Below are 25,873 nucleotides of genomic sequence, written 5' to 3' on the forward strand. Positions count from 1 at the left end.
GTTCAGTTAAATTGTGAGCGGATAACAAATTTACACAGGATACTGCCATGACCCTGAACACGGATTCACTCGCCGCCGTACTGGCACGTCGCGACTGGGAAAACCCCGGCGTCACTCAGCTTAATCGTCTTGAAGCGCACCCGCCGTTTTGCAGCTGGCGCTCTGCGCAGGACGCCCGTAACAACCACCATTCGGCACAGTTACAGTCGCTGAACGGTGAGTGGAAGTTTGCCTGGTTTGCCTCACCTGAAGCGGTGCCGGAAAGCTGGCTTGCGGGCGATTTGCCGCAGGCCGATAGCGTAACCGTACCGTCTAACTGGCAAATGGACGGTTACGACGCGCCGATCTACTCCAACATTACCTACCCGTTCCCGGTCAATCCGCCGCACGTTCCAACGGAGAATCCGACAGGATGTTACTCGCTCACATTCAAAGTGGATGCCGCGTGGCGACAGACGGGACAGACGCGCATTATTTTTGATGGCGTGAACTCAGCGTTTCATCTGTGGTGCAATGGCCGCTGGGTCGGCTACGGGCAGGACAGCCGCCTGCCGTCCGAGTTTGATCTCAGTGATTTCCTGAGCGACGGCGAAAACCGTCTGACGGTGATGGTGCTGCGCTGGAGCGACGGCAGCTATCTGGAAGATCAGGACATGTGGCGCATGAGCGGTATCTTCCGCGACGTCTCGCTGCTGCATAAGCCGGATACGCAGATCCGCGACCTGCGTATCCACACCCGTTTTAACGATGATTTCAGCCGCGCGGTGCTGGAAGCCGACGTCAGAATGGCGGGCAAGCTGCGCGATGATTTACGCGTGACGCTGCAACTGTGGCAAGGCGATACGCTGACCGGTGAAGCCACTTCGCCTTTTGGTAGTGAGATTATTGATGAGCGCGGCGCGTATGCCGATCGCACCACTCTGCGCCTGAACGTTGAACGTCCGGCGCTGTGGAGCGCTGAAACCCCGAATCTGTACCGCGCGGTAGTGCTGCTACATACCGCCGACGGCACGTTGATTGAAGCCGAAGCCTGCGACGTTGGCTTCCGCCAGGTCAGCATTGAAAACGGTCTGCTGTTGCTCAATGGGCAGCCGCTGCTGATCCGCGGCGCCAACCGTCATGAACATCACCCACAAAACGGTCAGGTGATGGATGAAGAAACGATGGTGCAGGACATCGTCCTGATGAAGCAAAACAACTTTAACGCCGTGCGCTGCTCGCATTATCCAAACCATCCGTTGTGGTACACCCTGTGCGACCGCTACGGCCTGTACGTGGTGGATGAAGCCAATATCGAAACCCACGGCATGGTGCCGATGAACCGTCTGAGCGATGACCCCACCTGGCTACCGGCGATGAGCCAGCGCGTGACGCGCATGGTGCAGCGCGACCGCAACCATCCGAGCATTATTATCTGGTCACTGGGCAACGAATCCGGGCACGGCGCAAATCACGACGCTCTCTACCGCTGGCTGAAATCCGAAGACCCGTCCCGCCCGGTGCAGTACGAAGGCGGCGGGGCGGATACCGCTGCGACCGACATTATTTGCCCAATGTATGCCCGCGTTGACCAGGACCAACCCTTCCCGGCGGTACCGAAATGGTCTATCAAAAAATGGCTGTCGATGCCCGGCGAGCAGCGCCCGCTGATCCTCTGCGAATACGCCCACGCGATGGGGAACAGTCTCGGGGGTTACGCCAAATACTGGCAGGCATTCCGTCAGTATCCGCGTCTGCAGGGTGGGTTTGTCTGGGATTGGGTCGATCAGTCGCTGACAAAATATGACGACAACGGCAACCCGTGGTCAGCCTACGGCGGCGATTTTGGCGACACGCCGAATGACCGTCAGTTCTGCATGGACGGGCTGGTATTTGCCGATCGCACGCCGCATCCGTCGCTGTATGAAGCCAAACACGCGCAGCAGTTTTTCCAGTTTACGCTGTTGCCGGGCGACGAACGCCAGATTGAAGTGCGCAGCGAATACCTGTTCCGCCGCAGCGATAACGAAATCCTGCACTGGTCTGTCGCCCAGGACGGCAATCTGCTGGCCACCGGCGAGGTCTCGCTGGATATCGCCCCGCAGGGTTGTCAGCGGGTTACCCTGCCGGACCTCCCCATGCCGGACACCGCCGGTCAGCTGTGGCTGACCGTGCGCGTGGAACAACCTCAGGCCACCGCGTGGTCAGACGCCGGGCATATCAGCGCCTGGCAGCAATGGAAGCTGGAAGAGAAACTCAGCCTGACGCTCCCCCCACGCGCCAGCGCCGTGCCACAGCTCACCGTCAGTGACGATACATTCGCGGTGACCGTCAGCGATAAACGTTGGGAATTCTGCCGTCAATCAGGATTGCTGACGCAATACTGGCTGGGCGGCGACGCGCAACTGTTAAGCCCGCTCATTGACCAGTTCACCCGCGCGCCGCTGGATAACGACATTGGCGTCAGCGAAGTGACGCGCATCGACCCTAACGCCTGGGTCGAACGCTGGAAAGCCGCCGGCCATTATCGCGCAGAACCTCAGCGGGTGTTGTGCGAAGCCGAATCCCTGTCGGAAAGCGTGCTGATTACCACCGCGCACGCCTGGCTGTATCAGGGCGAAACGCTGTTTATCAGCCGCAAGTCCTACCGTATCGACGGCCATGGCAAGATGCATATCACGGTGGATGTCGATGTCGCCAACGGAACGCCGCACCCGGCACGTATCGGCCTCAGCTGCCAACTGGCGCAGGTTGCCGAACGCGTAAACTGGTTAGGTCTCGGCCCGCATGAGAACTACCCGGATCGCCTGAGCGCGGCCTGTTTTGACCGTTGGGATCTGTCGCTGGATGAGATGTACACCCCTTACGTCTTCCCGAGCGAAAACGGCCTGCGCTGCGGTACGCGCGAGCTGCGCTACGGGGCACATCAGTGGTGTGGTGACTTCCAGTTCAACATCAGCCGCTACAGCCAAAAACAGTTAATGGAAACCAGCCATCGCCATCTGCTGTCGCCGGAGGCGGGAACCTGGCTCAATATTGACGGCTTCCATATGGGCGTCGGCGGGGATGATTCGTGGAGCCCTTCCGTTTCCCCGGAGTTTCTGCTGAGCGCAGGGCGTTATCACTACCAGGTTATCTGGGGCTAAACATAATAATAATGGGCAGGTTACGACCTGCCCTTATTTTGCCTGAGGAAGTCTATTATGTATTATTTAAAAAACACTAACTTCTGGATGTTCGGTTTCTTCTTCTTCTTTTACTTTTTTATTATGGGTGCTTATTTCCCTTTCTTCCCGATTTGGTTACACGATATCAACCATATCAGTAAAGGCGATACTGGCATTATCTTCGCCTGTATATCGCTGTTTTCGTTGCTGTTCCAACCGGTATTTGGTCTGCTATCTGATAAACTCGGCCTGCGTAAGCATCTGCTGTGGATAATCACTGGCATGCTGGTAATGTTTGCCCCGTTCTTTATTTACGTGTTTGGGCCATTATTACAATTCAATATTTTAGTAGGCTCGATTGTCGGTGGCATCTACCTGGGATTTATTTATAATGCCGGGGCGCCTGCGATTGAAGCTTATATTGAGAAAGTCAGTCGCCGCAGCAATTTTGAATTTGGCCGGGCGCGAATGTTTGGCTGCGTTGGCTGGGCATTGTGCGCATCCATTGTCGGCATTATGTTTACCATCAACAATGAATTTGTCTTCTGGCTGGGTTCTGGCTGTGCGGTAGTCCTCGCCCTGCTGCTGTTCTTCTCGCGCACCGATACCTCGTCATCAGCAGAGGTCGCCAATGCCGTCGGCGCAAACCACTCTGCCTTTAGCCTGAAGCTGGCGCTGGAATTATTTAAGCAGCCAAAGCTGTGGTTCCTGTCGCTGTACGTGGTTGGCGTGTCCTGCACCTACGATGTGTTTGACCAGCAGTTTGCCAATTTCTTCACCTCGTTCTTTGCAACCGGTGAACAAGGCACGCGGGTATTTGGCTATGTCACCACCATGGGGGAATTACTCAACGCCTCGATCATGTTCTTTGCGCCGTTGATCGTAAACCGTATTGGTGGGAAGAACGCTCTACTGCTGGCCGGGGCGATTATGTCGGTACGTATTATCGGCTCATCATTCGCCACCTCGGCGCTGGAGGTCATCATCCTCAAAACGCTGCATATGTTTGAAATCCCGTTCCTGATCGTCGGCTGTTTCAAATACATTACCAGCCAGTTTGAGGTACGGTTTTCTGCCACCATTTACCTCGTGTGCTTCTGTTTCTTCAAACAGCTGGCGATGATTTTCATGTCGGTGCTGGCGGGCAATATGTACGAAAGCATTGGCTTCCATGGCGCGTATCTGGTGCTGGGTATTATTGCGCTGACTTTTACGCTGATTTCGGTGTTCACACTGAGCGGGCCGGGGCCGTTGTCTCTGCTGCGTCGCCGGGAAAGCCCGGCGCTATAACGCGGGGTTTGCCAGAGGGTGTAATAACAAGCCCGGTAAGCATCGCGCTACCGGGCCGTTTAACGGGGATTATTCTTCGATTGCCTGGCGAATTTGCTGCAACGACGCGGGATCGTCGATGGTGGTCAGATCGCCGGGATCGCGGCCTTCACAGATCGCCTGGATCGTACGCCTTAGCATCTTGCCCGATCGCGTCTTCGGCAGTTGTGACACAAACCAGACATGTGCCGGACGGCCAAAGTTACCAATCTGGCTGTCCACCAGCGCCATAATCGCCTTCTCTTCTGAATGCGCAATGTCGCGGTCTTCCAGACTGTCACTCTGTTTAGGGATAACAAACGCCACCGCCACCTGCCCTTTCAGCGCATCTTTCACGCCGACCACCGCCACTTCCGCGACGTTCGGATAGCTGGAAATACTCTCCTCTATCTCACGGGTGCCCAGCCGGTGTCCGGCCACGTTTATCACATCATCGGTGCGGCCTAAGATGAAGTAATAGCCGTCTGCGTCGCGGATCCCCCAGTCGAAGGTGGCGTAAACCTGGCGGGAGAACAGCGACCAGTAGGTGTTCACAAACCGTTCGTCATCGCCCCAGATGGTCTGAATACAGCCCGGTGGCAGCGGCCCTTCAATCACCAGCATACCCTTTTCGTTCGCTTCGCAGGGTTCACCGGTCACTTCGTTGAGCAACTGCACGTTGTAGCCATACATCGGCACACCGGGGCTGCCCAGACGCGACGGCCTGTCGTCCACGCCACGGGCAATTGCCATAATCGGCCAACCGGATTCAGTCTGCCAGTAGTTGTCGATCACCGGCACGCCCAGTGTTTGGGTTACCCAACTCGCAGTGGGTTCATCCAGCGGCTCGCCCGCCAGATACAGCACCTCCAGCGAGGAGAGATCGTGATTGCGGATCTGCGCGGTCGGGAACTTCTTCAGCACGCGAATGGCGGTCGGCGCTGAGAACATTCTGCTGACCTGATATTTTTCGACAATCTTCCACCACACACCGCAGTCCGGGTACGTCGGCAGCCCTTCGTACACCACCGTCGCCATCCCCGCCAGCAGCGGGGCATAAACGATGTAGGAGTGTCCGACCACCCAGCCGATATCCGAGGCACAGAAGAACACGCCGCCCGCTTTGCCGCCAAAGATGGTCTCCATCGACGTCGCCAGCGCCACCGCATAGCCGCCAACGTCACGCTGCACGCCCTTCGGCTTGCCGGTCGTGCCGGAAGTGTAAAGTATGCAGGAGGTTTCGTTCGACTCCAGCCACACCACCGGCACGCGCGCCCCGAGATGCTGCTGACGCAGCGCGGCAAAATCGAGATCGCGCCCCTCGACCCGCGCCATTTTCGCCAGCCCACGATCGACCAGTACCACGTGGTGCGGCTGATGCTGCGCCTGGCCAATAGCCTCATCGAGCAGCTTTTTATACGGCAGGATCTTGCCCCCGCGCGCCCCGGCATCCGCCGACACGATGACCTTCGGTCGGGCATCGTCGATTCGCGCCGCCACGCTGTGCGAGGCGAAGCCACCGAACACCACCGAGTGGATCGCGCCAATGCGTGCACAGGCCAGCAGTGTAATGTGTGCCTCGGCGATCATCGGCATGTACACCAATACCCGATCGCCGCGCTGCACGCCCAGCGACAGCAGAATAGCGGCCGTCACGTTGACTTCGTCATACAGCTGACGAAAGGTAAACGTGCGCTCTTCTTCGGTTTCCGAGGAAACGGCAATCAGCGCAAGCGCATCGGGCTGCTTCTCCAGCCAACGGTCAATGGCGTTATGGCACAGATTGGTCGTCCCACCGCAAAACCAGCGCGCAAACGGCGGATGGCTATGGTCCAGCACCTGAGTGAACGGCTGCTGCCAGTCAATACGCTGGGCCTGCTCGGCCCAGAATGACTCAGGTTGAGTGATAGATCGTTGATAAAACTCGCTAAAAGACATAATGCTCTCCTGTTGAACTTACGCCTAATGAGTCAGGTTTTAGATAATGAACAAATCCATGTACTCATTAACCGGCATCTGTTCCAGGCGAGTTCTGTCCAGGGAAACATCCAGAATGCGCTGTTGTTGGCGGGTCGGGAACTGGCGCGCCAGGTTGATTTTGAATTTCTCAACCAGCTTCGGCATGCCGTCAGTCCGACGACGCGCGTGGCCGATCGGGTATTCCACCACCTCTTCGTCAAAACGGGAGCCGTCGGTAAACTCCAGGGTGATAGCGTTGGCGATGGCGCGTTTTTCCGGGTTGTGATAATCGGCGGTAAAGGCCGGATCTTCGAAGCAGTTAATCTTCTCTCGCAGCGCGTCGATGCGTTTATCCTGCGCCACACCGTCTTCATAATCAGCCGCCGTCAGGCGTCCGAACAGCAGCGGGACCGCCACCATGTACTGGATGCAGTGGTCGCGATCCGCCGGGTTATCCAGCGGGCCTTTTTTGTCGATGATGCGAATGCAGGCTTCGTGTGTACGAATCGTCACTTTTTCGATATCGGCGGCCGTCTTACCAGCAGCCAGCAGTTTTTCATGCAGCGTCATGGCGGCTTCTACCGCGGTCTGGGAGTGGAACTCAGCCGGGAAGGAGATTTTAAACAGCACGTTTTCCATCACGTAAGAGCCGTACGGACGCTGGAAGCGGAACGCTTCTCCTTTGAAGGAGACATCATAGAAGCCCCAGGTTTTCGCCGTCAGCGCAGACGGATACCCCATCTCGCCGGTTTTGGCCATCAGCGCCAGACGTACCGCCCGGGATGTGGCATCCCCCGCCGCCCAGGATTTACGCGTACCGGTATTCGGCGCATGACGATAGGTTCGCAGCGACTGTCCGTCGACCCACGCCAGCGAAACCGCGTTGAGGATCTCATCGCGGGTCAGTCCCAGCATCTCGGCGACTACGGCGGTCGAGGCCACTTTCACCAGCAGAACGTGGTCCAGGCCGACGCGGTTAAAGGAGTTTTCCAGCGCGATACAGCCCTGAATTTCATGGGCCTTGATCATACCGGTCAGCACGGTTTTCATAGTCAGCGGCGCTTTACCCGCTGCTACCGCATTGCGCGACAGCCAGTCAGCGGTGGCCAGAATCCCGCCAAGGTTATCGGAAGGATGGCCCCATTCCGCGGCAAGCCAGGTGTCGTTGAAGTCCAGCCAGCGGATCATCGCGCCAATGTTAAACGCCGCCTGCACCGGGTCGAGCTGAAACTGGGTGCCCGGCACGCGAACACCGTTCGGCACCACCGTCCCCGGGACAATCGGCCCCAGCAGTTTTTTACAGGCCGGATATTCCAGCGCTTCCAGCCCGCAGCCGAGGGTGTCGAGCAGACAATAATGCGCGGTGTCATACGCCACCGTCGAGGTGATGGCGTAATTCATCACGTAATCAACGATATCAACGATTTCACGGTCAAATTCAGGGCGAACATTCGAAATATGAGCGGACATAGGGTACGTTTCCTGTTTTTTATCTTTAGAGGTTTTGCATTAGCAACGCTTTTCAATAGCGACAAATACGCGATCTTCCGGGCCGGTGTAGTTGGCGGAAGGCCGGATGATTTTATTATCCTGGCGCTGTTCAATGATGTGCGCCGCCCAGCCGGTGACGCGGGCGATGACAAACAGCGGGGTGAACATTTCGGTCGGGACGCCCATCATGTTGTAGGAAACCGCCGAGAACCAGTCGAGGTTCGGGAACATCTTTTTGGTATCCCACATTACCTCTTCCAGACGGTCGGCGATGTTGTACATTTTCAGCGAACCGCCTTCCTGGGAAAGCTGCTTCGCCACGCGCTTGATCACCTGATGCCGCGGGTCAGCAAGGGTGTAGACCGGGTGACCAAAGCCAATCACCACCTCTTTGTTTTCTACACGTTTACGGATATCAGCTTCGGCTTCATCCGGCGTTTCGTAGCGCTGCTGAATTTCCAGCGACACTTCGTTGGCCCCGCCGTGTTTCGGACCTCGCAGCGCGCCAATGGCGCCGATAATCGCGGAATACATATCCGAGCCGGTTCCCGCAATCACCCGTCCGGTAAAGGTCGAGGCATTGAATTCGTGTTCGGCATACAGCACCAGCGAGATGTGCATCGCTTTTTCCCAACTGGCCGACGGTTTTTCGCCGTGCAGCAGGTGTAGGAAATGACCGCCAATGGAATCGTCATCGGTTTCCGGCTGGATACGCTCACCGTTGTGGCTGTAGTGATACCAGTACAGCAGGATCGAGCTGAGCGAGGCCAACAGCTTATCGGCAATGTCGCGCGCGCCGGAGACGGTATGCCCCTCTTTTTCCGGCAGCGTGCAGCCCAGCGCAGAAACGCCGGTACGCATCACGTCCATCGGGTGTGAAGCGGCAGGCAACGCTTCCAGAACGGTACGCACGTTTGCCGGGAGGCCACGCAGCGCTTTTAATTTAACCTTGTAGGCGTTGAGTTCATCGCGGGTGGGTAATTTTCCGTGGATCAGCAGGTGCGCCACTTCTTCAAATTCGCACTGTTGCGCGAGGTCGAGAATATCGTAGCCACGATAGTGTAAATCGTTACCGCTTTTACCAACGGTGCACAGGGCGGTATTGCCGGCGGTCACACCGGACAGCGCGACCGATTTTTTCGGCTTAATAACATTCGTACTATTTTGCAGGATCGTTGTGTCGCTCATGTTGTCCTCGTTATTTTTATATATAGGGTATTGAGGGTATGCATCGCGTCGTACGTTGTAGGCCGGATAAACGTAGTGCCATCCGGCATTGCCTGATGGCGGCTGCGCCTTATCAGGCCTACGGCTTCGTGGCGTACAACGCGTCGAGTTTCTCTTCGAACTGGTAGTAGTTGATGCTTTCGTACAGCTCGTTGCGCGTCTGCATGATGTCGATAACGTTCTTCTGCGTGCCTTCCTGGCGCAGCACGTTGTACACCTGCTCGGCGGCGCGGTTCATGGCGCGAAATGCCGACAGCGGATACAGCGCCATTGCCACGTTCGCACTGCGCAACTCATCGGTGGTGAACAGCGGCGTTGCGCCAAATTCAGTAATGTTGGCAAGGATCGGTACCTGCACGGCATCGGCAAATTGGCGGTACATTGCCAGCTCCGTAATGGCTTCCGGGAATAGCATGTCAGCGCCCGCTTCGACATACGCCTGCGCACGATCGATAGCGGCGTCTAACCCTTCCACCGCCAGCGCATCGGTACGCGCCATGACAACAAAGTTCGGATCGGTACGCGCATCCACCGCCGCACGGATCCTGTCGACCATCTCTTCTTTCGATACGATCGCCTTGTTCGGACGATGCCCACAGCGCTTGGCGCCGATCTGATCTTCAATGTGCAGCGCAGCGGCCCCGGCTTTGATCATCGATTTCACAGTGCGTGCCACGTTAAACGCGGATGATCCGAACCCAATATCGGCATCCACCAGCAGCGGCAGCGGGCAGACATCGGTGATACGGCGGATATCGGTCAGTACATCATCGAGGGTAGAGATACCGAGATCCGGTAACCCTAACGACCCGGCAGCCACGCCGCCGCCAGAGAGATAAATCGCCTGATACCCAGCGCGCTGGGCCAGCAGAGCGTGGTTTGCATTGATGGTGCCAACAATTTGTAATGGATTTTCTTTAGTGAGCGCGGCGCGAAACGCCAGCCCTGGAGAGTGCAGAGACATATCCCATCCTCTTGTTATCAACTTGTTATCGTTCGTTGATTAACCTAAAGCAAGGGGTATGCCAACGCCTTTATTGAGTGCGTTATTTTTACTTACCTCTTTTAAAACAATTAATTACAATTTTACTCTGCGTTTTTGTCGCACAAAAGCGTGTCAGCACGCGTTTCATGAAACCGGCCTGAACGTTTCATTGCAACATTTATGAAACACAACTAAACCCAATATTCGGTTCTTTAATTTTGGGGTTAGCGATGGCTGAGACACATCTTCCACCACGCATGAATGACGACAAACCGGTTATCTGGACGGTCTCCGTCACGCGCCTGTTCGACCTGTTTCGCGACATCAGCCTGGAGTTTGATCACCTCGCAACCATTACCCCAATTCAGTTGGGTTTTGAAAAAGCGGTGGCCTATATCCGCAAGAAGCTCGCCAGCGAACGTTGCGATGCCATCATCGCCGCGGGTTCCAACGGCGCGTATCTGAAAAGCCGCCTGTCGATTCCGGTGATCCTGATAAAACCCAGCGGATTCGACGTGCTACAGGCGCTGGCGAAAGCCGGTAAGCTAACCCCGTCGATTGGCGTCGTCACCTATCAGGAAACACTGCCCGCATTAACCGCCTTTCAAAAGACGTTCAATTTGCGCCTGGAGCAGCGCAGCTATATCACCGAAGAGGATGCGCGCGGGCAGATCAACGAGCTGAAAGCCGGCGGAACGCAAGCGGTGGTTGGCGCGGGCTTGATTACCGATCTGGCGGAAGAAGCGGGGATGACCGGGATCTTTATCTATTCGGCGGCCACCGTACGTCAGGCCTTTAGCGATGCGCTGGATATGACCCGCCTGACGCTCCGACGCAACGGGCAATACGCCAGCGGCGATACGCTACGCACCCGCTATACGCTGGGTGATATGCGCGGTCATTCGCCGCAGATGGAGCAGGTTCGCCACACCATCATGCTGTACGCCCGCTCGCGCGCACCGGTGCTGATTCAGGGTGAAACCGGGACGGGGAAAGAGCTGGCGGCGCAGGCGATTCATCGAGAATATTTCACTCGTCAGGACTCTCGACGTGGCAAGCCCTCAGCGCCATTTGTCGCCGTTAACTGCGGGGCTATTACCGAATCATTGTTGGAAGCGGAGCTGTTTGGCTATGAAGATGGCGCGTTTACCGGCTCTCGTCGGGGCGGTCGCGCGGGCCTGTTTGAAATTGCCCACGGCGGGACGCTGTTTCTCGACGAGATCGGTGAAATGCCGCTGCCGTTACAAACCCGACTGCTGCGCGTGCTGGAAGAAAAAGAGGTCACTCGGGTGGGCGGGCATCAGCCGATCCCGGTCGATGTGCGGGTGATCAGCGCCACCCACTGTCATCTCGAGCAGGAGATGAAACAGGGCCAGTTTCGAACCGATCTGTTTTATCGCCTGAGCATTCTGCGCCTCACACTGCCGCCACTGCGCGAGCGCCTGCCCGATATCCTGCCGCTGGCAGAGGGATTTTTAAAACAGTCGCTGGCGGAACTCGACGCGCCGTTTTCTGATACGGTGCGTAAGGGACTCGGGCTGAGCCAGCAGACGCTGCTCAATTATGGCTGGCCGGGGAATATTCGCGAGCTGCGTAATATGATGGAGCGTCTGGCGCTGTTTTTGAGCGTGGAACCGCAACCTGAACTGAACATCCATTTTTTGCAGCAGTTGTTACCGGAGTTAGCCGTTACCTCCGAAGCTCCTCAGGTTTCATCATCACTGACACCGCAGCAGGTGCTGGCGCAATGTAATGGCGATAAAACCGCAGCCGCGCGGTATTTAGGTATCAGTAGAACCACATTCTGGCGGCGATTAAAACAATAACCCGCCGGTCCGATGACCAGCGGGTTGTTTGTCTTTCAGTTCAGCGCGTTATTTTTTCTTGTAAATATTAGCCGTGCCATGGATTTTATTGTCCGTTTGACCGGAGGTTAATACCAGGACGTCTGCGCCTTTCTCATCGGCTTTCTTAATCAGGTCTGCTTTAGCATCTGCGGCAGACATTTCATTGCTGGTAGAAATCGTGCCAATCTTGGTGTACTGAGACTCAACCTTATCAAAATCGACCTTCATCATCAGTTCCGCGGCATAGGCGTTGGAAACGACAAAAGCTAACGCACCAATTAATACCTTATATCCAGTTTTCATATAAAAGCTCCAATTTTTATGTTTTTACGCCATCATCGACCCCTGAACATCGATAGTGCGAGTCAAGGATGATTAATAAGTAGTTCAGCTTGTTCAAAAAATCCAGAGCTAACGGAAATATAAAGAGATTTTGCGAAACGGAGATAACCGACGATCCTACGCCGTTGCGTTCCCCGCCGCACCTGGCCGCGAATAATCGCCTGACATACCCGCTTGCAACAGCACTATTGTTTCATAATACAGTGTGAGTAAATCCTCAGAAAAATGTACGTTGAAAACGTAGAGTAGCTGACGACGCAGAATAGTCTTAATCCAGACTGCGCATCACATACCCCTCTATTCTCACTGATGGAATCGTTGTTTATGGAACCTCTACACGCCGTCGTACTGACCGTCAGTTTGTTCGTGTTAACCTTTTTTAATCCCGGTGCAAATTTGTTCGTGGTGGTTCAAACCAGTCTGGCATCGGGACGCCGGGCGGGCGTGATGACCGGTCTGGGGGTGGCGCTAGGCGATGCGTTCTATTCTGGCCTCGGGTTGTTTGGCATGGCGACACTTATCACCCAGTGTGAAGGCGTATTCTCACTGATTAAAATTGTCGGCGGCGCGTATTTACTGTGGTTCGCGTGGAACAGCATTCGACATCAGGCGACACCACAAATACCAACGTTACAGCAGCCGATTTCCGCGCCCTGGTACGTCTTCTTCCGGCGCGGGCTGTTAACGGATTTATCCAATCCACAAACCGTGCTGTTTTTTATTAGTATTTTCTCGGTCACGCTGAGTGCAGACACGCCGACATGGGCAAGGATGATGGCGTGGGCGGGGATTGTATTGTCTTCCGTTATCTGGCGTATTTTTCTCAGTCAGGCGTTTTCTTTACCTGCAGTTCGCCGCGCATATGGGCGGATCCACCGGATTGCCAGTCGGGTGATTGGTGCCATTATCGGAGCCTTCGCCCTGAGGCTGATTTACGAAGGCATCACCCATCGTTAACGCACCTGAAACACAGTTTCGCTTGACCATCGTGACGTAATTGTCCGTAATACCGCCTGGATTTTTAAACGTATTTTTGAGTGGCTGTGAGATGGAACAGGTTGCCCCCGCAAACGACACATTACTACTGACTGAATGGCAGGCGCTGCTGCGCCAGACGTCTCCTGACGTCCATACGATCCTGACTTCGTTAAGCGATGAGGAGATCCACCATTTAGTGACCGTGTTTTATGACTACATGCTCTCCCATGCCGAGAGCGCATTGTTCCTGAATACCGAACAAGTCAGTACGCGGCTTAGCGGCAGCATGTTTAACTGGCTGCGCAGCGTGCTGGGTAGCGCGCAGGAAGACCTCTCACAGTTGCTGCTCAAACAACGCGAAATCGGCGTGGTCCATGCGCGTATCGGCCTGCCCATCGATCTGGTCAATCGCGGCGCGCGCAAGCTGAAAGATGAGTTGTATCGGGTGCTGAAAAAGAAAGCAGACTACCCGCCTCACCTGTTGAGTGACGCTATCTGCTTTAGCAGCCTGGCAATGGATACCGCACTGGAGGCGATGACCGTCTCCTATTCGCCAAGCTATCAAAACTCCCTGAACACGCAAGAACAGTATCGCCTGCAAACGATTTATGACGACGTCAACGTCGAGCGCGAGCGGCAAATCCGCTCGTTTACCGACTGGGAAAATCAGTTTATCTACAACATTGCCACCGGATTACCCGTTGGGGAACTGGTCTTTCTGGCGAACTCCGATTTTGGTATGTGGTTCTCCCATAAGGGAAAACATATATTCGGTAACAGCAATCTGCTTGCCGAAATGGAATCTGTGATTGCAGAAATTGATAACCGTCTGACCCAGACACTGTTGAATCTACAGCAACCTGCAGAAGCCGTACGGATGAGTTTATTGCAGGATGTCCGCCAGCTGTCGGCAAAAATCCATTACCTTCTGGCCTCGATGTTTGAAGCGCTGGTCAAACAGGAAAACGGTAAAGACTCGCTGACCCAGCTGCTTAACCGCCGCTTTATTCCGACCATTATGCGGCGCGAAATTTCGCTGGCATTACATGCGCGCAAGCCGTTCACCCTGGCCATGTTAGACATTGATTACTTCAAACAAATCAACGACAGCTATGGGCATAACACCGGCGACATGGCGCTGAAAAGCGTGGCGGCGGTGATTTATGAGCATATCCGCAGCAGCGACTACGTTTTCCGCTACGGCGGTGAAGAGTTTATGATCCTGCTGGTCGAGTCAGAGGTTTCACAGGCCAGTATTATTCTGGAAACCCTGCGTAAAAAGATTGCCGACCTGCGCATGGCGGCCTCGGCGACGGAATCCTTCTCGATTACCGTCAGTATCGGTATCGCCGAATATGACTACCATCCGGACTACAAACAGTTGGTGGATAAAGCCGACCGCGCACTGTATCTGGCAAAAAGCCGTGGCCGTAACCGCGTCGAAACCTATCAGGAATAACTTTTCCCTTTCCGCAGAAATAAATACCCCCTTCAGGGTATTTATCTGACCCGTGTTAATACTCGTGCTGTTATTTTTAATAGGGCTTTTGCCTGGCGCAAAATAACAGCCGCTGAATAAGATGCAAATCAAATACATGATATCTTTATCGCGTTAGCATATCCCGGTGATGCGTCCTCCTGAATGCGGGAAGGAAACGATGAGGGATAATAAAATCATGAACGGGAATAAGAGAACACGCTGGCAGCGCCGTCCAGGCACCACCGGAGGAAAACTGCCATGGAATGACTGGCGGAATGCCAGCACCTGGCGAAGAGCCACCCAGTTTCTTCTGCTGGCGATTAATATCTATATTGGTGTGACCTTTTATTACTGGGTCCGCTATTTTGAGACCGGCGGCACCAGCGTGTATATTCCCAGACCGGGTGGGATTGAAGGGTGGCTGCCTATCGCCGGGCTGATGAACATCAGGTATACGCTGGAAACCGGATACCTTCCGCCGATCCACGCCGCCTCCATGCTGCTGCTCGTCGCGTTTATACTGATAAGCCTGCTGTTAAAAAAATCATTCTGCTCGTGGCTCTGTCCGGTGGGGACGCTGTCAGAGTTGATTGGCAATCTGGGTAAAAAACTCGTTGGCCGCCATTTCACACTGCCGCGCTGGCTGGATCTGCCGCTGCTGAGCCTGAAATATCTGCTGCTGAGCTTCTTTCTGTATATTGCCCTGTCGATGCCCGCGCAGGGGATCCAGTACTTTTTGATGTCGGCCTACGGCATGATTATCGACGTCAAGATGCTCGATTTCTTCCGCCACATTGGCACGGCAACGCTGGTTTTCGTGGTGATTATCAGCATCATGAGCCTGTTTATTCGTAACGCCTGGTGTCGCTATTTATGCCCGTATGGTGCCCTGCTCGGCCTCTTCTCCCTGCTCTCTCCATTTAAAATCCGGCGTAATGCAGACAGCTGCATCGACTGCGGAAAATGCGCGAAGAACTGCCCGTCAAACATTCCGGTGGACAAGCTTATTCGGGTTCGCACCGTTGAATGTACCGGCTGCATGACCTGCGTTGAATCATGCCCGGTCGCCTCAACGCTGACGTTTTCACTGCAGAGACCGACCGGCAACGCCGCACCCAAACCGTGGTGGCAACGCGTCGCTTTACCTGGATGGGGAATGACGCTACTGCTGCTCGGTATTCTATTTGCCGTCATTGGCTATGCGATGTATGCCAACGTCTGGCAGACGCCGGTACCGGAGCATATGTATTTCCAACTGATACCGAAAGCCAGAATGATCGGGCATTAACGTTTACCGCCTTGCAGACCATCAAACACCCTGCCAATTCTGGCAGGGTTTCCGCCTTTTTCGACCATTTTAAGATTAATGAACTTGTGCCATCGGCGTCCCGTTTATACAACCTTAAATAGCCTCTGGAATAATTCTATTTTTATTTCATGTTCGGCAATAAGGGACCTCAATAATGCGCGGGAATAAAACCATGACTAAAATGAAACTGGCACTGTTATTACCTCTTTTTCTGGCTGGCTGTTCAATGAGCGACGGGGAGTTAAGAAACGCCTACGCTCAGCATTATCAGCAGCCGACGGCTTATGTTGAGGTCTATAAGCAAAAAATAGCCAGTATGGACATTAATGCACTGGCGCAATATGCCGCCACAGAAGATAAGAAGAAAATGCGCGGACAGCCGCGGCTGAAAATAGACAACTTCATTACCATTGAGAACGTACAGGCGAAGGGAAATCGGGTGGTATACGATTACTCGTTGTCAGAAAGCTGGCAGGCGTTACCCGCCGATAAGCAGCGCGAGAAGCAGACTAATATGAACAGGGATTTGATTTATCGTACCTGCTCGCTGGAAACAGTGCGTCTGGCACAGGCGAAAGGGCTGGAAGAGGAGCATAACTACTACAGCCAGTACCCGGACAAGCTCGCCTTTACCCTGAGAACCAGCGCCCAGATTTGTATCCAGAACGGCTTTACGCAATAACCGGTCTGGTCATCAACGGGCCATCAATGCCTGATGGCGCTTCGCTTATCAGGCCTATATGAGTGTGCACCCCGTAGGCCGGATAAGGCGCCAGCGCCGCCATCCGGCTAAAAACCGATGGTTAACATCAGAATTTCCACGACACGCTGCCAACGATACTGCGCTCCGCACCGAAGTAGCAATACGAGAGCGAGTTACAGGCCGCCACGTAGCGTTTATCGGTCAGGTTGTTGACGTTCAGTTGCGCACTCAAACCCTTAATCCCAATATTCGTTAAGTCGTAGCCTACCGCCATATCCACCAACGTGTACGACGGCAGAGTATGGGTATTCAGGCGATCGCTGGTGATCCCGTTGACGTAGCGCACGCCAGATCCCAGCGTCAGGCCGTCCAGCGGACCACTTTTCACATCGTAGCTCAACCAGGTGCTGGCCTGATTACGCGGGGCGTACACCGCACGCTTACCCTGCTCCTCCGGACTGCTCTTCTTGTAGCGAATGTCGGTATAGGTGTATGCCGCCTGCAGGCGGAAGCTCTCCGTCAGTTGGCTGATCGCCTCCAGCTCGACCCCTTGCGATTCAATTTCGCCAATTGAGCGGTACGGGTCGGTCGGTTCTTCTTTGGTGGCGATATTGGTCTGATTGATACGGAATACCGATGCGCTAAACTGGCTGTTCAGCCCCTCCGGCTCATACTTCAACCCGGCTTCCCACTGCTTGCCTTTCATTGGCTCCAACAGGTTGCCGTTTTCGTCGGCAAAGCTGGTCGGTGTGAACGCGGTGGAGTAACTGATGTACGGCGCAAAACCGTTATCGAACAGATAGAGCAGCGCGGCACGAGTGCTGAAGTTGTTTTTATCCAGATCGCTGCGGGTATCGTTTATCTTATCAATGTTCGACACGCTGACCTGATCGTAACGGCCACCGAGCGTAATGCGCCAGCGATCCCATGACATCTGATCCTGCAAATAGTAGCCCGTCTGGCGCAGCTTGTGTTTTTCACGCGCGTACATGTTGATGTAATCCGGCTTCGCGCCGTACACCGGGTTAAAGGCGTCAATCGGCGGGAAAGCACCGTAATAGCCGGTGGTGTTGTTGCTGCGACTCTGATAGTCAATGCCCACCAGCAGGCGGTGGTTCACCTGCCAGGTATCCACGCTGCCGTCGAGTTGGTTATCCAGCGTAATGGCCGACATATTCTCATCGGAGCCGGAATAGCCGCGGTTGAGTTCAGTGTCATTCAGCCAGCCAGCCGCATACACCTGATTAAGTTCAACATCGGTATGCAGATAGCGCAGCTTTTGTCGTACCGACCAACCGTTGTCGAACATGTGCTCGATGTTGTAGCCCACCATGTTCTCGCGACGATCGTATTTGTCGTAGTCATCCTCACCTTCAAAGAAGGTATTGGAAATCTTTTGCCCGTCGTGCGGCACCACGGTGCCATCATATGGCAGACCCGAGTGGCTGCCACCTTCCGGATCGCGGTGCAGGTAGGCCATCAGGTCGAGACGCGTCTGGTCGGTGATACGCCAGGTCAGGCTGGGCATCAGCGCGTAGCGTTCTTCCTTCAGCGGACCAAACTGCGAGTCCGCATAGCGCGTCATCCCGCTCAGACGCGCCGCCACGCGATCGTTATCATCCAGTGCGCCGGTGACGTCAAAGGCGGCGCCACGCTGGTTGTTATTGCCGGCAAACAGCTTCACTTCACCACCCGCATCAAACGACGGTTTACGTGAGGTCAGCGCCACAATGCCACCCGGTGAAGAACGACCATACAGCACCGAAGCCGGACCGCGCACCACTTCAATATTGTCGAGGAACCACGGATCGACCACCAGTGAGCTGTGCGAGTTGGTATCACCCATCATCTTCAGGCCATCGAGATAGACGTTATCGAGGCTACCGTCGGAGAAACCGCGCAGCACAATATAGTCAAAGCGGTTAGAGGCACCAATCTGATTGCTGTACACCCCTGGCGTGTAGCTGACGGCCTGGCGCACGCTGGTGGCTCCCTGCTCTTCAAACTGTTCACGAGTAATGATGGACACCGACTGCGGGGTTTCAATATCCGGCGTGGCAAGCTTGGTGGCGCCGCTCTGCATTTGCGAGGTGACCACCACCGTATCGTTTTTTGTTGTTTCCTGCGCCAGCAGAGGAAAAGCCACGCTGCCGGTCACCCATCCCACCAGCAGCGCCAACCGAGTCTTCGCGAACATGAACATCTCCCAAGGCATTTCTAATTGTAAATGAGAATTATTGCGCTTTTTATGCCAGAGATAGCTATGCCGGATGCCAGGTTACGTATGCGCAGCGCCAAAATGCGATTCAGACGCGCGCATAAAACGGAGAAATGGATTAGCAAGGTTTGAGGATATCGCCAGGCGAGAAACCGTAGCGGCGACGAAAGGCGGTCGAAAAGTTGGTGGCGTGCTGGTAGCCCGACATCCATGCCGCCTGCTGTACGCTGTACCCTTCTAATAAATACCCCCGCGCCCGTTCCAGACGGCAGTCGCGCAGGTAGTCAAATACGGAGCAGCCATACGCCGCACGAAACTTGCTGCGCAGGCTGCTGGGGCTCATCGCCGCACGCTGGGCCAGTTCGCTGAGGGTGTAGTCATTTTCCGGCGTCTGTTCCAGCAAACGACGCACAATCTCGAGGCGTTGCTGTTCGCCGCTGGCAGCCTGGCGTCTGCTGCTCTCCACCTGACAGACGCTGAGACCGTGGCCGAACAGTTGCAAAATAAGCCCTTCCAGCATCAGCTGGCGGGATACATTACTGAGCGTGCTCTGCTGGGCGTACTGTAATCCACTGAGCAAAAAGCCCGGCACTTGCCAGATAAGCGTTGGCGTCTGGCATCTTTCCCATTCAACCATTAACGACTCCAGCAACCCCGTGCGCCACGCGCCGTCCGGATACAGTCCCAACGATAACGTTCGCAGCTTGCAGTCCGCAGGGTGACGGGCGCTCATGGTCTGATGTTCGCTGAGGCGAGAACTAAACGCCATGCCGGAACGCACCACATGCTGCTGCCCATTGAGAGTCAATGTCACACAACCTTCGAGCACCACCAGCATATACAGGGGAGTGCTGTGGCGGGAGGTAGTTTCGTAGGGTTGCAGCACCTGCACATCGGAGTGGGTAACACACATCCCGCAGGGCAGCGTCATTTCTTCGACTTTGCCCTGTAGCACGGGGCTGGCATGGGGGAAATCCAGCTGTTGCGAAAGCTGCGGAAAGCGGTAATCAATGCCGTAACGCTCACCAAAATCCATAAACTCACTGACGGAGAAGGTTCGTGCCAGCCGTGCGGCTGTATTTTGGCCGGTGGTGTTGTTCATGCGGTTTTCTGCACTGGGAATGGGGTTCGCTATTTCGGGTTGGTGGCAACATTACCATTACCTACAGAATGCAACAATAATAATGAGAATTATTATCAATAATAATCTTAAAGATAAGGCTGAGAGATACCGCTAAGGTTGACCGCCCTACCGTCGGTATAGCCGAAGCGGTTATACCGACGTGCAGATTTACCAGTCAGTTACTTCATTAATACATCAACAAATTTGGCCAGCCATTCAGGATGTGCAGGCCATGCCGGTGCGGTGACCAGATTGCCGTCAACGTGAGCCTGGTCAATGCCGATATCCGCGTAATGCCCGCCACTCAGGCGAATTTCAGGCGCGCAGGCTGGATAGGCGCTACAGGTGCGGTTTTCTAACACGCCGGCCGCGGCTAACAGCTGTGGACCATGACAGACGGCGGCGATCGGTTTGCCCGCCGAGTTGAAGTCCTGAACCAGTTGAATAACATCCGGGTTCAGTCGGAGATACTCCGGGGCGCGTCCACCGGGGATCAGCAGCGCGTCATAATCGGCCGCCCGCGCGTCAGCAAAATTCGCATTCAGGGTAAAACGATGTCCGGGTTTTTCGCTGTAGGTCTGCGCCCCGTCAAAATCATGAATGGCGGTCTGAACATAGTCCCCTTCACGTTTATCCGGGCAGACGGCGTCCACGCGGTGACCTAACATTTTCAGCGCCTGAAAAGGCACCATCGTTTCATAATCTTCGACATAATCTCCGACCAGCATCAGTATTTTTTTCATCAATGTCCCCGCCCATAGCGATTAAGTGCAGAAATAACGGCCCTTTTTACTATAGTTCACGCGCTATACGTTTTCGGGATATCTTACGCGTCACGACGAACTCAGCCAGCTGATGCACGGCAAACTTACCCCTAAATATTTAACCATGACGCTATTTTCCATTCTGGTTAACACCAACGAATAGCTGGGGAATAATCATAAAAAAGCGCAGTTAAAGTATACTTTCATTATTCGAAAGAGATACTAACGAAAAATGAAAGCTGACAATATTTGGCGAAAAAAATGATAATTAAAAGCTACTCAGAGCAGAACCACGAATAAATCCATAATTAATATGAGTTAAGTAAAGATAATCGTTAAGTTCAGACTAACGACCATAGCTTAAAAGGTGAAAAAAAAACCTGCGGATGCAGTTATAGCAACTACCAATCTTAAGGGCTATTTTGTTATTGACTAAAATCAATCTTCGTGATCAATAACTTAGTGCCATCTACCCCCGTCACATCGCGTTAAGTTGAATTCACATCACGAATAAATAAGGTATAATCGAGCCACGCATTTTATGCTTCGTAAGCAGAAATCGTGTTCTGTCGACCTTACCGCTGGGCATTTTATGACGATTTATGCCGTATGTGTCGTCAACAAAACACGTTACAAGCACATAGCAAAATGATATAAAAAACGAATAACTCGCATTATAAGAAAAAAATAATTCACATACGTAACCGTTACTTCCCCGCTAATAGTAACAGCGCGGAATTAATCCATTACTTATTATTTTGCAGACCAGCCAGGTAACTGTTATTCACTTTATAAAAATGCAGAAATCCACTCTGCCCATATAAAAACATTTCTTATACGAAATTTATTTACCACACAGCCTTTTATCGTTGCTTAATTCTTGTTTTAAGGAAAAAAATAGTGAACGCATTTAACCGAAATACTGCATGCCTTCTGGTCTCCGCAACCTTGCTGCTCAGCGGCTGCGCCAATACGGGAAGCTCTTTGTTGTCAGGGACAAAACCGGATCCCCGCCTGACAACCACTGAACAATCCAAGTTCTTTAGCGCATCCGGTGCACAGGGTTGTGGTGTTGGTGCAGTATCCGGTGCTGCTCTCGGTGCCCTGGTGGGTGCCCTCGCAGGTGATACTAAGCAAGCGCTTGCAGGCGCTGCGATCGGGGGCGCTGCAGGATGTGCAGCCGGTATGACTGCAAACTACTATCTTGATGGTCTGAAAAAAGATTATGCCTCAACCTCCGATCGTCTGCAGGCCATGGATACGGACATCAGCAAAGACACTGCGGCAGTAGAAAAATCGACTCTCGCCATGAAACAAGTTATCAGCGAAAACCAGGCGACCTTAACCAAAATTAGCATTCAAAAAGATAAAGCAGGGTTTGATAAAGCGGGTGCTAAAACCCAGCTCGCGCAAATCGATGCCAACATCAGCAAGATGAAAGACACGATGAAAGGCATGAAGGAAAAAGACGCTGCCTACAAAGTTGCTCTGCAGGGACAAACAACCACAACCCCTGCCGATAAAAATAAACTGGCGACGTTGAATAAAGAATATTCTGGTTTAAACAGCAAGATCAATGACCTGGAAAAAGAAACAAACGAGCTGTACGAACAGCGTCAGGCTATTTCTCTGGGCTAACAACTTTAGGCCGATAACCTTATCGGCCTTTTTTAAGACGGCTTTACTGTGTAAGCCGTCGTTACTTGACTCTATTTATGGACTCTTCGATGAGAAAATACCTACTTCTCGCCTCTCTCGTCCTAACCGGTTGTGCCACATCACCGCAGGACTGCGACTTACATGCACAGGATCCGAGTTTTATAACCAAACTGAGCTGCGCCACCTCTGGTGGTTATCGCCAGCAGGTTGATCAGAAAGAACAGCAAGTTCGGCTCAGCCAATATGAAAATGAATCGGCGAAGCAGCAGCAGGCTTATACCCAAAACAGACAGCAAAACGTCAATAAAACGTTAGCAGATGAACAAGCAAGGTTGGACGCTGTTCGTTCAGACCTGTCGCAGACCCTCGCACAACTGAAATCAAGCAAACTGAAGAGCAGTGAAAGCCAGAAAGAAATACGACAACTTCAGGATCTACAGCGACAATCTCAGCACGCCAGCAGCGCCAGCGAAATTGCAGAAATTGAAAAGAAAGTCGCAGAAGCCAAGCAGAAAATCAAAATCCTTGAGGAAGCAAACACGCTTCGCTAAAGGTGCGATAAAAGTGGCACCTGTTACGTGGCCACTTTTTCTGCCCGCTGACGATAACAGCCCTGGCGTGCTGATATGCGATTGTTCGCATAACACGCAAATAATCCACAATAACAATGATTTTGGTTATGCAACGATTAACAACTGCTGCGCCTATTGATGAAGCGACTCTGAAAATTTATGAGGAGACGGTTGCTATCATACACCGTCACCTGCCTCCGTCTTTGGCACTACTCTATGCCACCGCTCGCCGTAGCTCAGATGGCTACCTCGAATGGTGGACTGAGCGCCAGGGGCTGGCAAAACCTTTTTCAGCACTGAGTGAGACGGAACAACTCTCCGTTCAGGGTAAACGTCAACAGTACCAGGATATCCTGAAGAGTTTAATCGACCAACTGGTTACCCGCGGTGAAGAACACTCAGCGCAGGCGTTGCAAACGCTGTTAACGCATTCACACGACCTCGACTGTTACAGCGTGGGCGGTGAACCCGTGTTAATCAACTGGGCCATTGTCAATAATGTGGCTCCGGTTCCCATCGTGGTTGTTCCCTGGTGGCGACGCTTTCTTCCGTGGCTTTTACTTTTGCTGGTACTGTTGCTGATTGCCTTAGCCTGGTGGTGGTCTAAAAAGATCCCTGCCGAGCCACCTCTCCCCGCCCACCACGAGGCCGCCGTTGCCACGCCAGTCAGTACGGAATTAACCCAGGCTAACCCCAGTATTAACCTGGAAAAACGTCAAGATTTCGGGCGTATCAAAATTAACCTGACCTGGCAACAAGGTAATCACAAAGAGCCAATCGATCTCGATATCGCCGCCTTTATCCGTTTTAAAAACGGCAAGATAAGTGGTGCCGAAGCCCTGAGTAAATTCCTCGGGGATTATGACAAACCCCCTTATCTGTTACTGCAAAAAGATCTGCGCGAAGGTAACGACCAGGATGGTGAGTGGCTCTTCATTAACGGTAGCCACTGGCAGGAGATTGATGAAGTCCTGGTTTATAGCTTCATTTATGGCGGTGCTGATAACTGGCAAGGAACGAATGCCACTATCACTATCTATGTCCCCAATCAGCCACCGATTAAATCCACGCTAACGGATAGCAATCAGATCAATAACGTTGCGGCAATCGCCAGACTTAAAAACGTCGATGGCAATATCAAAGTTGAACGGCTTGACCGTTTCTATCCCGACCGGAAGTCGCTGGATAAGCACTATGGCTGGGGTTTTGAATGGACGCCTGGCGCAAGCAAAAATTAGCCTGCATCACAGTGGCTCTTGTTAAATCACAGCCTTAAAAGGTTTAGATAATGCGAAATTCGATTCAGGGACCACTGCTGCGTTCCGGGCATAACTCCTCATTTAAGGCGCTGGGTGAAACCGGCTACCCGGTTTTCAAGATGGCCTTCCAGTTACGCGAAGCTATCTATCGCCTTGATGCCGGACGCGATCTGGCCCGACATTTGGCGATTCCACAAAACGATCAGGGTGGAGACCGAACCGACTGGTACAGCAGCTTCCCTGGCGATGTTATTCCATGGAGCGGTGCAAGCGAGGCAGAGCGAGAATCAGCACGCCAACAGTTTACTGCGTTTCAGATGGCGGTGCAGTCACTCAGCGAACAGTTGCTTAACGCAGAGCAAAGTGGAACCGGCGGCGACCGCCGCGTCTTTGCCCAACTTCTGAAATCCGTGGTGAATTTCCCCGATTACGATTTTGTTTATCTCGTTAATGGGATCCTCGTGATCACCTTTTGGGGATTTGTTCACTCTGAAGGTGAACAGCGCAATCCGATGCATTGGCTGAGCCCGTCATCAGTACCTGCAACATCCCTCGCGGCCACAACGCCACTGGCGCAAGCTGACACTATCGTGACTCCGGCGATCGCGCCTGTTGTCGAAACCGTAGGTCGAACCCGACGCTGGAGTTGGCGTTGGCTACTATGGTTGCTGCTGGCGTTACTGTTGTTAGCGCTGTTATTAGGGTTGCTGCGCGGATGCGTACCTTCTCTTTCGCTCCCCGGCCTCCCCACTTTTTCCTCGGATAAAACTGCCGTCGTGACGGATCCTGTTGCCGAACGGCCATCGGTAAATACCTCAGGCGTAGTCACTCAGGTTTCCCGGGCAACGACAGATACCGTCGTCGGAACGCGTGCCGTCCCCGGCGTCACGGAAAGGGCTGCTGTAGGTGAGCATCAAACTCTGGAATCAACTCCATCAACCCGCCCGTCAGACATACCAACTACAGAGGTAGGCAGTGACGCCAAGCTCCCGCAGCCTGTCGCCAACGACACAGCCGTTGGCCAGCCATCAGCTCAGGTTCCTCCTGCCGTACCCGACGCGGTAGATGCCCAAACGCTGCCTGCTGTTGAACCCGTCACCACACCACCGGCTATTCCAGCACAGGGTGAACCGTTGACGCTCCCTGCCACCCTCCCCAATGGTCCGGCACAGTTTCTCAACGGTGAATGGCGCGTGAACGGTGGTATTCAGGACAAACTTTCCGGGCGTCCTCTGCAGTTGCAATACAACTTTGCCCAAGGCAATGGCACTGTCAGCGTCCGCCAATCTAACGGAGTAACCTGCAGCGGCCCGGCCAGCGGCAATGTGCAACAGGGCGCCCTTAGCATTACCAATCCAGAGCAAATGAAATGTAGCGACGGTTCAAACTTTATTGTGCCGACAATCGAGTGCAAATCCCCGGCAGCTGGCCACGCCGATTGTCTTGGCAGCAATAATGGGGAAAAAACGTTCCCTATTCGCATGCTTCAACCTAATTCCTGAA

Annotated in this window: 19 protein-coding genes; 11 read left to right on the top strand and 8 right to left on the bottom strand. The window is 53.7% G+C overall.

The genetic code is table 11. From position 1 onward, the window contains the following. Nucleotides 1-47: 47 nt before the first annotated feature. Nucleotides 48-3,125 (top strand): beta-galactosidase, encoded by a 3,078-nt coding sequence (locus IB214_RS19070; protein ID WP_117342078.1) that lies wholly within the window; start codon nt 48-50, stop codon nt 3,123-3,125. A 57-nt stretch (nt 3,126-3,182) separates the two neighbouring features. Beyond that, a complete protein-coding gene (locus tag IB214_RS19075) occupies nt 3,183-4,436 on the top strand; it encodes an MFS transporter (RefSeq protein WP_117342077.1) in 1,254 nt (417 codons plus the stop codon). Between the two features lie 69 nt (nt 4,437-4,505). Here the strand turns inward: IB214_RS19075 and prpE are convergent, their stop codons facing one another. From prpE to prpB, 4 genes are all read right to left on the bottom strand, one after another. Next, complete coding sequence (gene prpE / locus IB214_RS19080; RefSeq protein WP_117342076.1) at nt 4,506-6,392, bottom strand: propionate--CoA ligase; 1,887 nt, start codon at nt 6,390-6,392, stop codon at nt 4,506-4,508. 39 nt (nt 6,393-6,431) lie between these two features. Then, nucleotides 6,432-7,883 (bottom strand): bifunctional 2-methylcitrate dehydratase/aconitate hydratase, encoded by a 1,452-nt coding sequence (locus IB214_RS19085; protein ID WP_115259319.1) that lies wholly within the window; start codon nt 7,881-7,883, stop codon nt 6,432-6,434. Nucleotides 7,884-7,922: 39 nt separating this feature from the next. Further along, nucleotides 7,923-9,092 carry a 2-methylcitrate synthase gene (gene prpC / locus IB214_RS19090; RefSeq protein ID WP_115259321.1) on the bottom strand — a complete coding sequence of 390 codons (1,170 nt, stop codon included), beginning with the start codon at nt 9,090-9,092 and terminating at the stop codon, nt 7,923-7,925. 118 nt (nt 9,093-9,210) lie between these two features. Then, the gene (gene prpB, locus IB214_RS19095; RefSeq protein WP_115259323.1) at nt 9,211-10,095 is read right to left on the bottom strand and encodes a methylisocitrate lyase; all 885 of its coding nucleotides are present in this window, start codon (nt 10,093-10,095) and stop codon (nt 9,211-9,213) included. 251 nt (nt 10,096-10,346) lie between these two features. Here prpB and prpR point away from each other — a divergent pair, with 251 nt between their 5' ends. Then, nucleotides 10,347-11,942 (top strand): propionate catabolism operon regulatory protein PrpR, encoded by a 1,596-nt coding sequence (gene prpR / locus IB214_RS19100; RefSeq protein ID WP_117342075.1) that lies wholly within the window; start codon nt 10,347-10,349, stop codon nt 11,940-11,942. 48 nt (nt 11,943-11,990) lie between these two features. Here prpR and yahO read toward each other — a convergent pair whose 3' ends face one another. Continuing rightward, the gene (yahO, locus tag IB214_RS19105) at nt 11,991-12,266 is read right to left on the bottom strand and encodes a DUF1471 family periplasmic protein YahO (protein WP_115259327.1); all 276 of its coding nucleotides are present in this window, start codon (nt 12,264-12,266) and stop codon (nt 11,991-11,993) included. A gap of 363 nt (nt 12,267-12,629) precedes the next feature. Between yahO and IB214_RS19110 the strand changes: the two genes are divergently transcribed. The 4 genes from IB214_RS19110 to IB214_RS19125 all read left to right on the top strand — a co-directional run bounded on the left by IB214_RS19110 (nt 12,630) and on the right by IB214_RS19125 (nt 16,754). Continuing rightward, nucleotides 12,630-13,262, top strand: a complete 633-nt coding sequence (locus IB214_RS19110; protein WP_117342074.1) for a LysE family transporter — start codon at nt 12,630-12,632, stop codon at nt 13,260-13,262. Nucleotides 13,263-13,353: 91 nt separating this feature from the next. Next, nucleotides 13,354-14,742 carry a diguanylate cyclase gene (locus tag IB214_RS19115; protein WP_117342073.1) on the top strand — a complete coding sequence of 463 codons (1,389 nt, stop codon included), beginning with the start codon at nt 13,354-13,356 and terminating at the stop codon, nt 14,740-14,742. A gap of 217 nt (nt 14,743-14,959) precedes the next feature. Beyond that, nucleotides 14,960-16,051, top strand: coding sequence for a 4Fe-4S binding protein (locus tag IB214_RS19120; protein WP_117342269.1), 1,092 nt, complete (start codon nt 14,960-14,962; stop codon nt 16,049-16,051). A 193-nt stretch (nt 16,052-16,244) separates the two neighbouring features. After that, nucleotides 16,245-16,754, top strand: a complete 510-nt coding sequence (locus tag IB214_RS19125) for a hypothetical protein (RefSeq protein WP_115259990.1) — start codon at nt 16,245-16,247, stop codon at nt 16,752-16,754. A gap of 127 nt (nt 16,755-16,881) precedes the next feature. Here the strand turns inward: IB214_RS19125 and foxA are convergent, their stop codons facing one another. The 3 genes from foxA to IB214_RS19140 form a co-directional block, all read right to left on the bottom strand. Continuing rightward, on the bottom strand, nt 16,882-18,990 hold the full coding sequence (gene foxA, locus IB214_RS19130; RefSeq protein WP_117342072.1) for a ferrioxamine B receptor FoxA: 2,109 nt from the start codon (nt 18,988-18,990) through the stop codon (nt 16,882-16,884). A gap of 121 nt (nt 18,991-19,111) precedes the next feature. After that, nucleotides 19,112-20,095, bottom strand: a complete 984-nt coding sequence (locus IB214_RS19135) for an AraC family transcriptional regulator (RefSeq protein ID WP_115259335.1) — start codon at nt 20,093-20,095, stop codon at nt 19,112-19,114. Between the two features lie 200 nt (nt 20,096-20,295). Beyond that, nucleotides 20,296-20,859 carry a DJ-1/PfpI family protein gene (locus IB214_RS19140; RefSeq protein WP_161959007.1) on the bottom strand — a complete coding sequence of 188 codons (564 nt, stop codon included), beginning with the start codon at nt 20,857-20,859 and terminating at the stop codon, nt 20,296-20,298. Between the two features lie 921 nt (nt 20,860-21,780). Between IB214_RS19140 and IB214_RS19145 the strand changes: the two genes are divergently transcribed. The 4 genes from IB214_RS19145 to IB214_RS19160 all read left to right on the top strand — a co-directional run bounded on the left by IB214_RS19145 (nt 21,781) and on the right by IB214_RS19160 (nt 25,872). Beyond that, nucleotides 21,781-22,518 (top strand): glycine zipper domain-containing protein, encoded by a 738-nt coding sequence (locus tag IB214_RS19145; RefSeq protein WP_117342071.1) that lies wholly within the window; start codon nt 21,781-21,783, stop codon nt 22,516-22,518. 89 nt (nt 22,519-22,607) lie between these two features. After that, entirely contained in the window at nt 22,608-23,090 is a 483-nt protein-coding gene (locus IB214_RS19150) for a hypothetical protein (protein ID WP_117342070.1), read from the top strand. Between the two features lie 128 nt (nt 23,091-23,218). After that, nucleotides 23,219-24,349, top strand: coding sequence for a tellurite resistance domain protein (locus tag IB214_RS19155; protein ID WP_117342069.1), 1,131 nt, complete (start codon nt 23,219-23,221; stop codon nt 24,347-24,349). 50 nt (nt 24,350-24,399) lie between these two features. Beyond that, nucleotides 24,400-25,872, top strand: coding sequence for an SrfA family protein (locus IB214_RS19160; RefSeq protein WP_117342068.1), 1,473 nt, complete (start codon nt 24,400-24,402; stop codon nt 25,870-25,872). The last annotated feature ends 1 nt before the right edge of the window (nt 25,873 follow it).

The organism is Citrobacter sp. C1 (genome assembly GCF_014596895.2).
Taxonomy (GTDB): domain Bacteria; phylum Pseudomonadota; class Gammaproteobacteria; order Enterobacterales; family Enterobacteriaceae; genus Citrobacter; species Citrobacter gillenii.

Bases quoted from the DNA above. Each gene is read 5' to 3' on its own strand.
- IB214_RS19070 (WP_117342078.1), top strand. From the start codon at position 48: ATGACCCTGAACACGGATTCACTCGCCGCCGTACTGGCACGTCGCGAC.
- IB214_RS19075 (WP_117342077.1), top strand. From the start codon at position 3,183: ATGTATTATTTAAAAAACACTAACTTCTGGATGTTCGGTTTCTTCTTC.
- prpE (WP_117342076.1), bottom strand. From the start codon at position 6,392: ATGTCTTTTAGCGAGTTTTATCAACGATCTATCACTCAACCTGAGTCA.
- IB214_RS19085 (WP_115259319.1), bottom strand. From the start codon at position 7,883: ATGTCCGCTCATATTTCGAATGTTCGCCCTGAATTTGACCGTGAAATC.
- prpC (WP_115259321.1), bottom strand. From the start codon at position 9,092: ATGAGCGACACAACGATCCTGCAAAATAGTACGAATGTTATTAAGCCG.
- prpB (WP_115259323.1), bottom strand. From the start codon at position 10,095: ATGTCTCTGCACTCTCCAGGGCTGGCGTTTCGCGCCGCGCTCACTAAA.
- prpR (WP_117342075.1), top strand. From the start codon at position 10,347: ATGGCTGAGACACATCTTCCACCACGCATGAATGACGACAAACCGGTT.
- yahO (WP_115259327.1), bottom strand. From the start codon at position 12,266: ATGAAAACTGGATATAAGGTATTAATTGGTGCGTTAGCTTTTGTCGTT.
- IB214_RS19110 (WP_117342074.1), top strand. From the start codon at position 12,630: ATGGAACCTCTACACGCCGTCGTACTGACCGTCAGTTTGTTCGTGTTA.
- IB214_RS19115 (WP_117342073.1), top strand. From the start codon at position 13,354: ATGGAACAGGTTGCCCCCGCAAACGACACATTACTACTGACTGAATGG.
- IB214_RS19120 (WP_117342269.1), top strand. From the start codon at position 14,960: ATGAACGGGAATAAGAGAACACGCTGGCAGCGCCGTCCAGGCACCACC.
- IB214_RS19125 (WP_115259990.1), top strand. From the start codon at position 16,245: ATGACTAAAATGAAACTGGCACTGTTATTACCTCTTTTTCTGGCTGGC.
- foxA (WP_117342072.1), bottom strand. From the start codon at position 18,990: ATGCCTTGGGAGATGTTCATGTTCGCGAAGACTCGGTTGGCGCTGCTG.
- IB214_RS19135 (WP_115259335.1), bottom strand. From the start codon at position 20,095: ATGAACAACACCACCGGCCAAAATACAGCCGCACGGCTGGCACGAACC.
- IB214_RS19140 (WP_161959007.1), bottom strand. From the start codon at position 20,859: ATGAAAAAAATACTGATGCTGGTCGGAGATTATGTCGAAGATTATGAA.
- IB214_RS19150 (WP_117342070.1), top strand. From the start codon at position 22,608: ATGAGAAAATACCTACTTCTCGCCTCTCTCGTCCTAACCGGTTGTGCC.
- IB214_RS19155 (WP_117342069.1), top strand. From the start codon at position 23,219: ATGCAACGATTAACAACTGCTGCGCCTATTGATGAAGCGACTCTGAAA.
- IB214_RS19160 (WP_117342068.1), top strand. From the start codon at position 24,400: ATGCGAAATTCGATTCAGGGACCACTGCTGCGTTCCGGGCATAACTCC.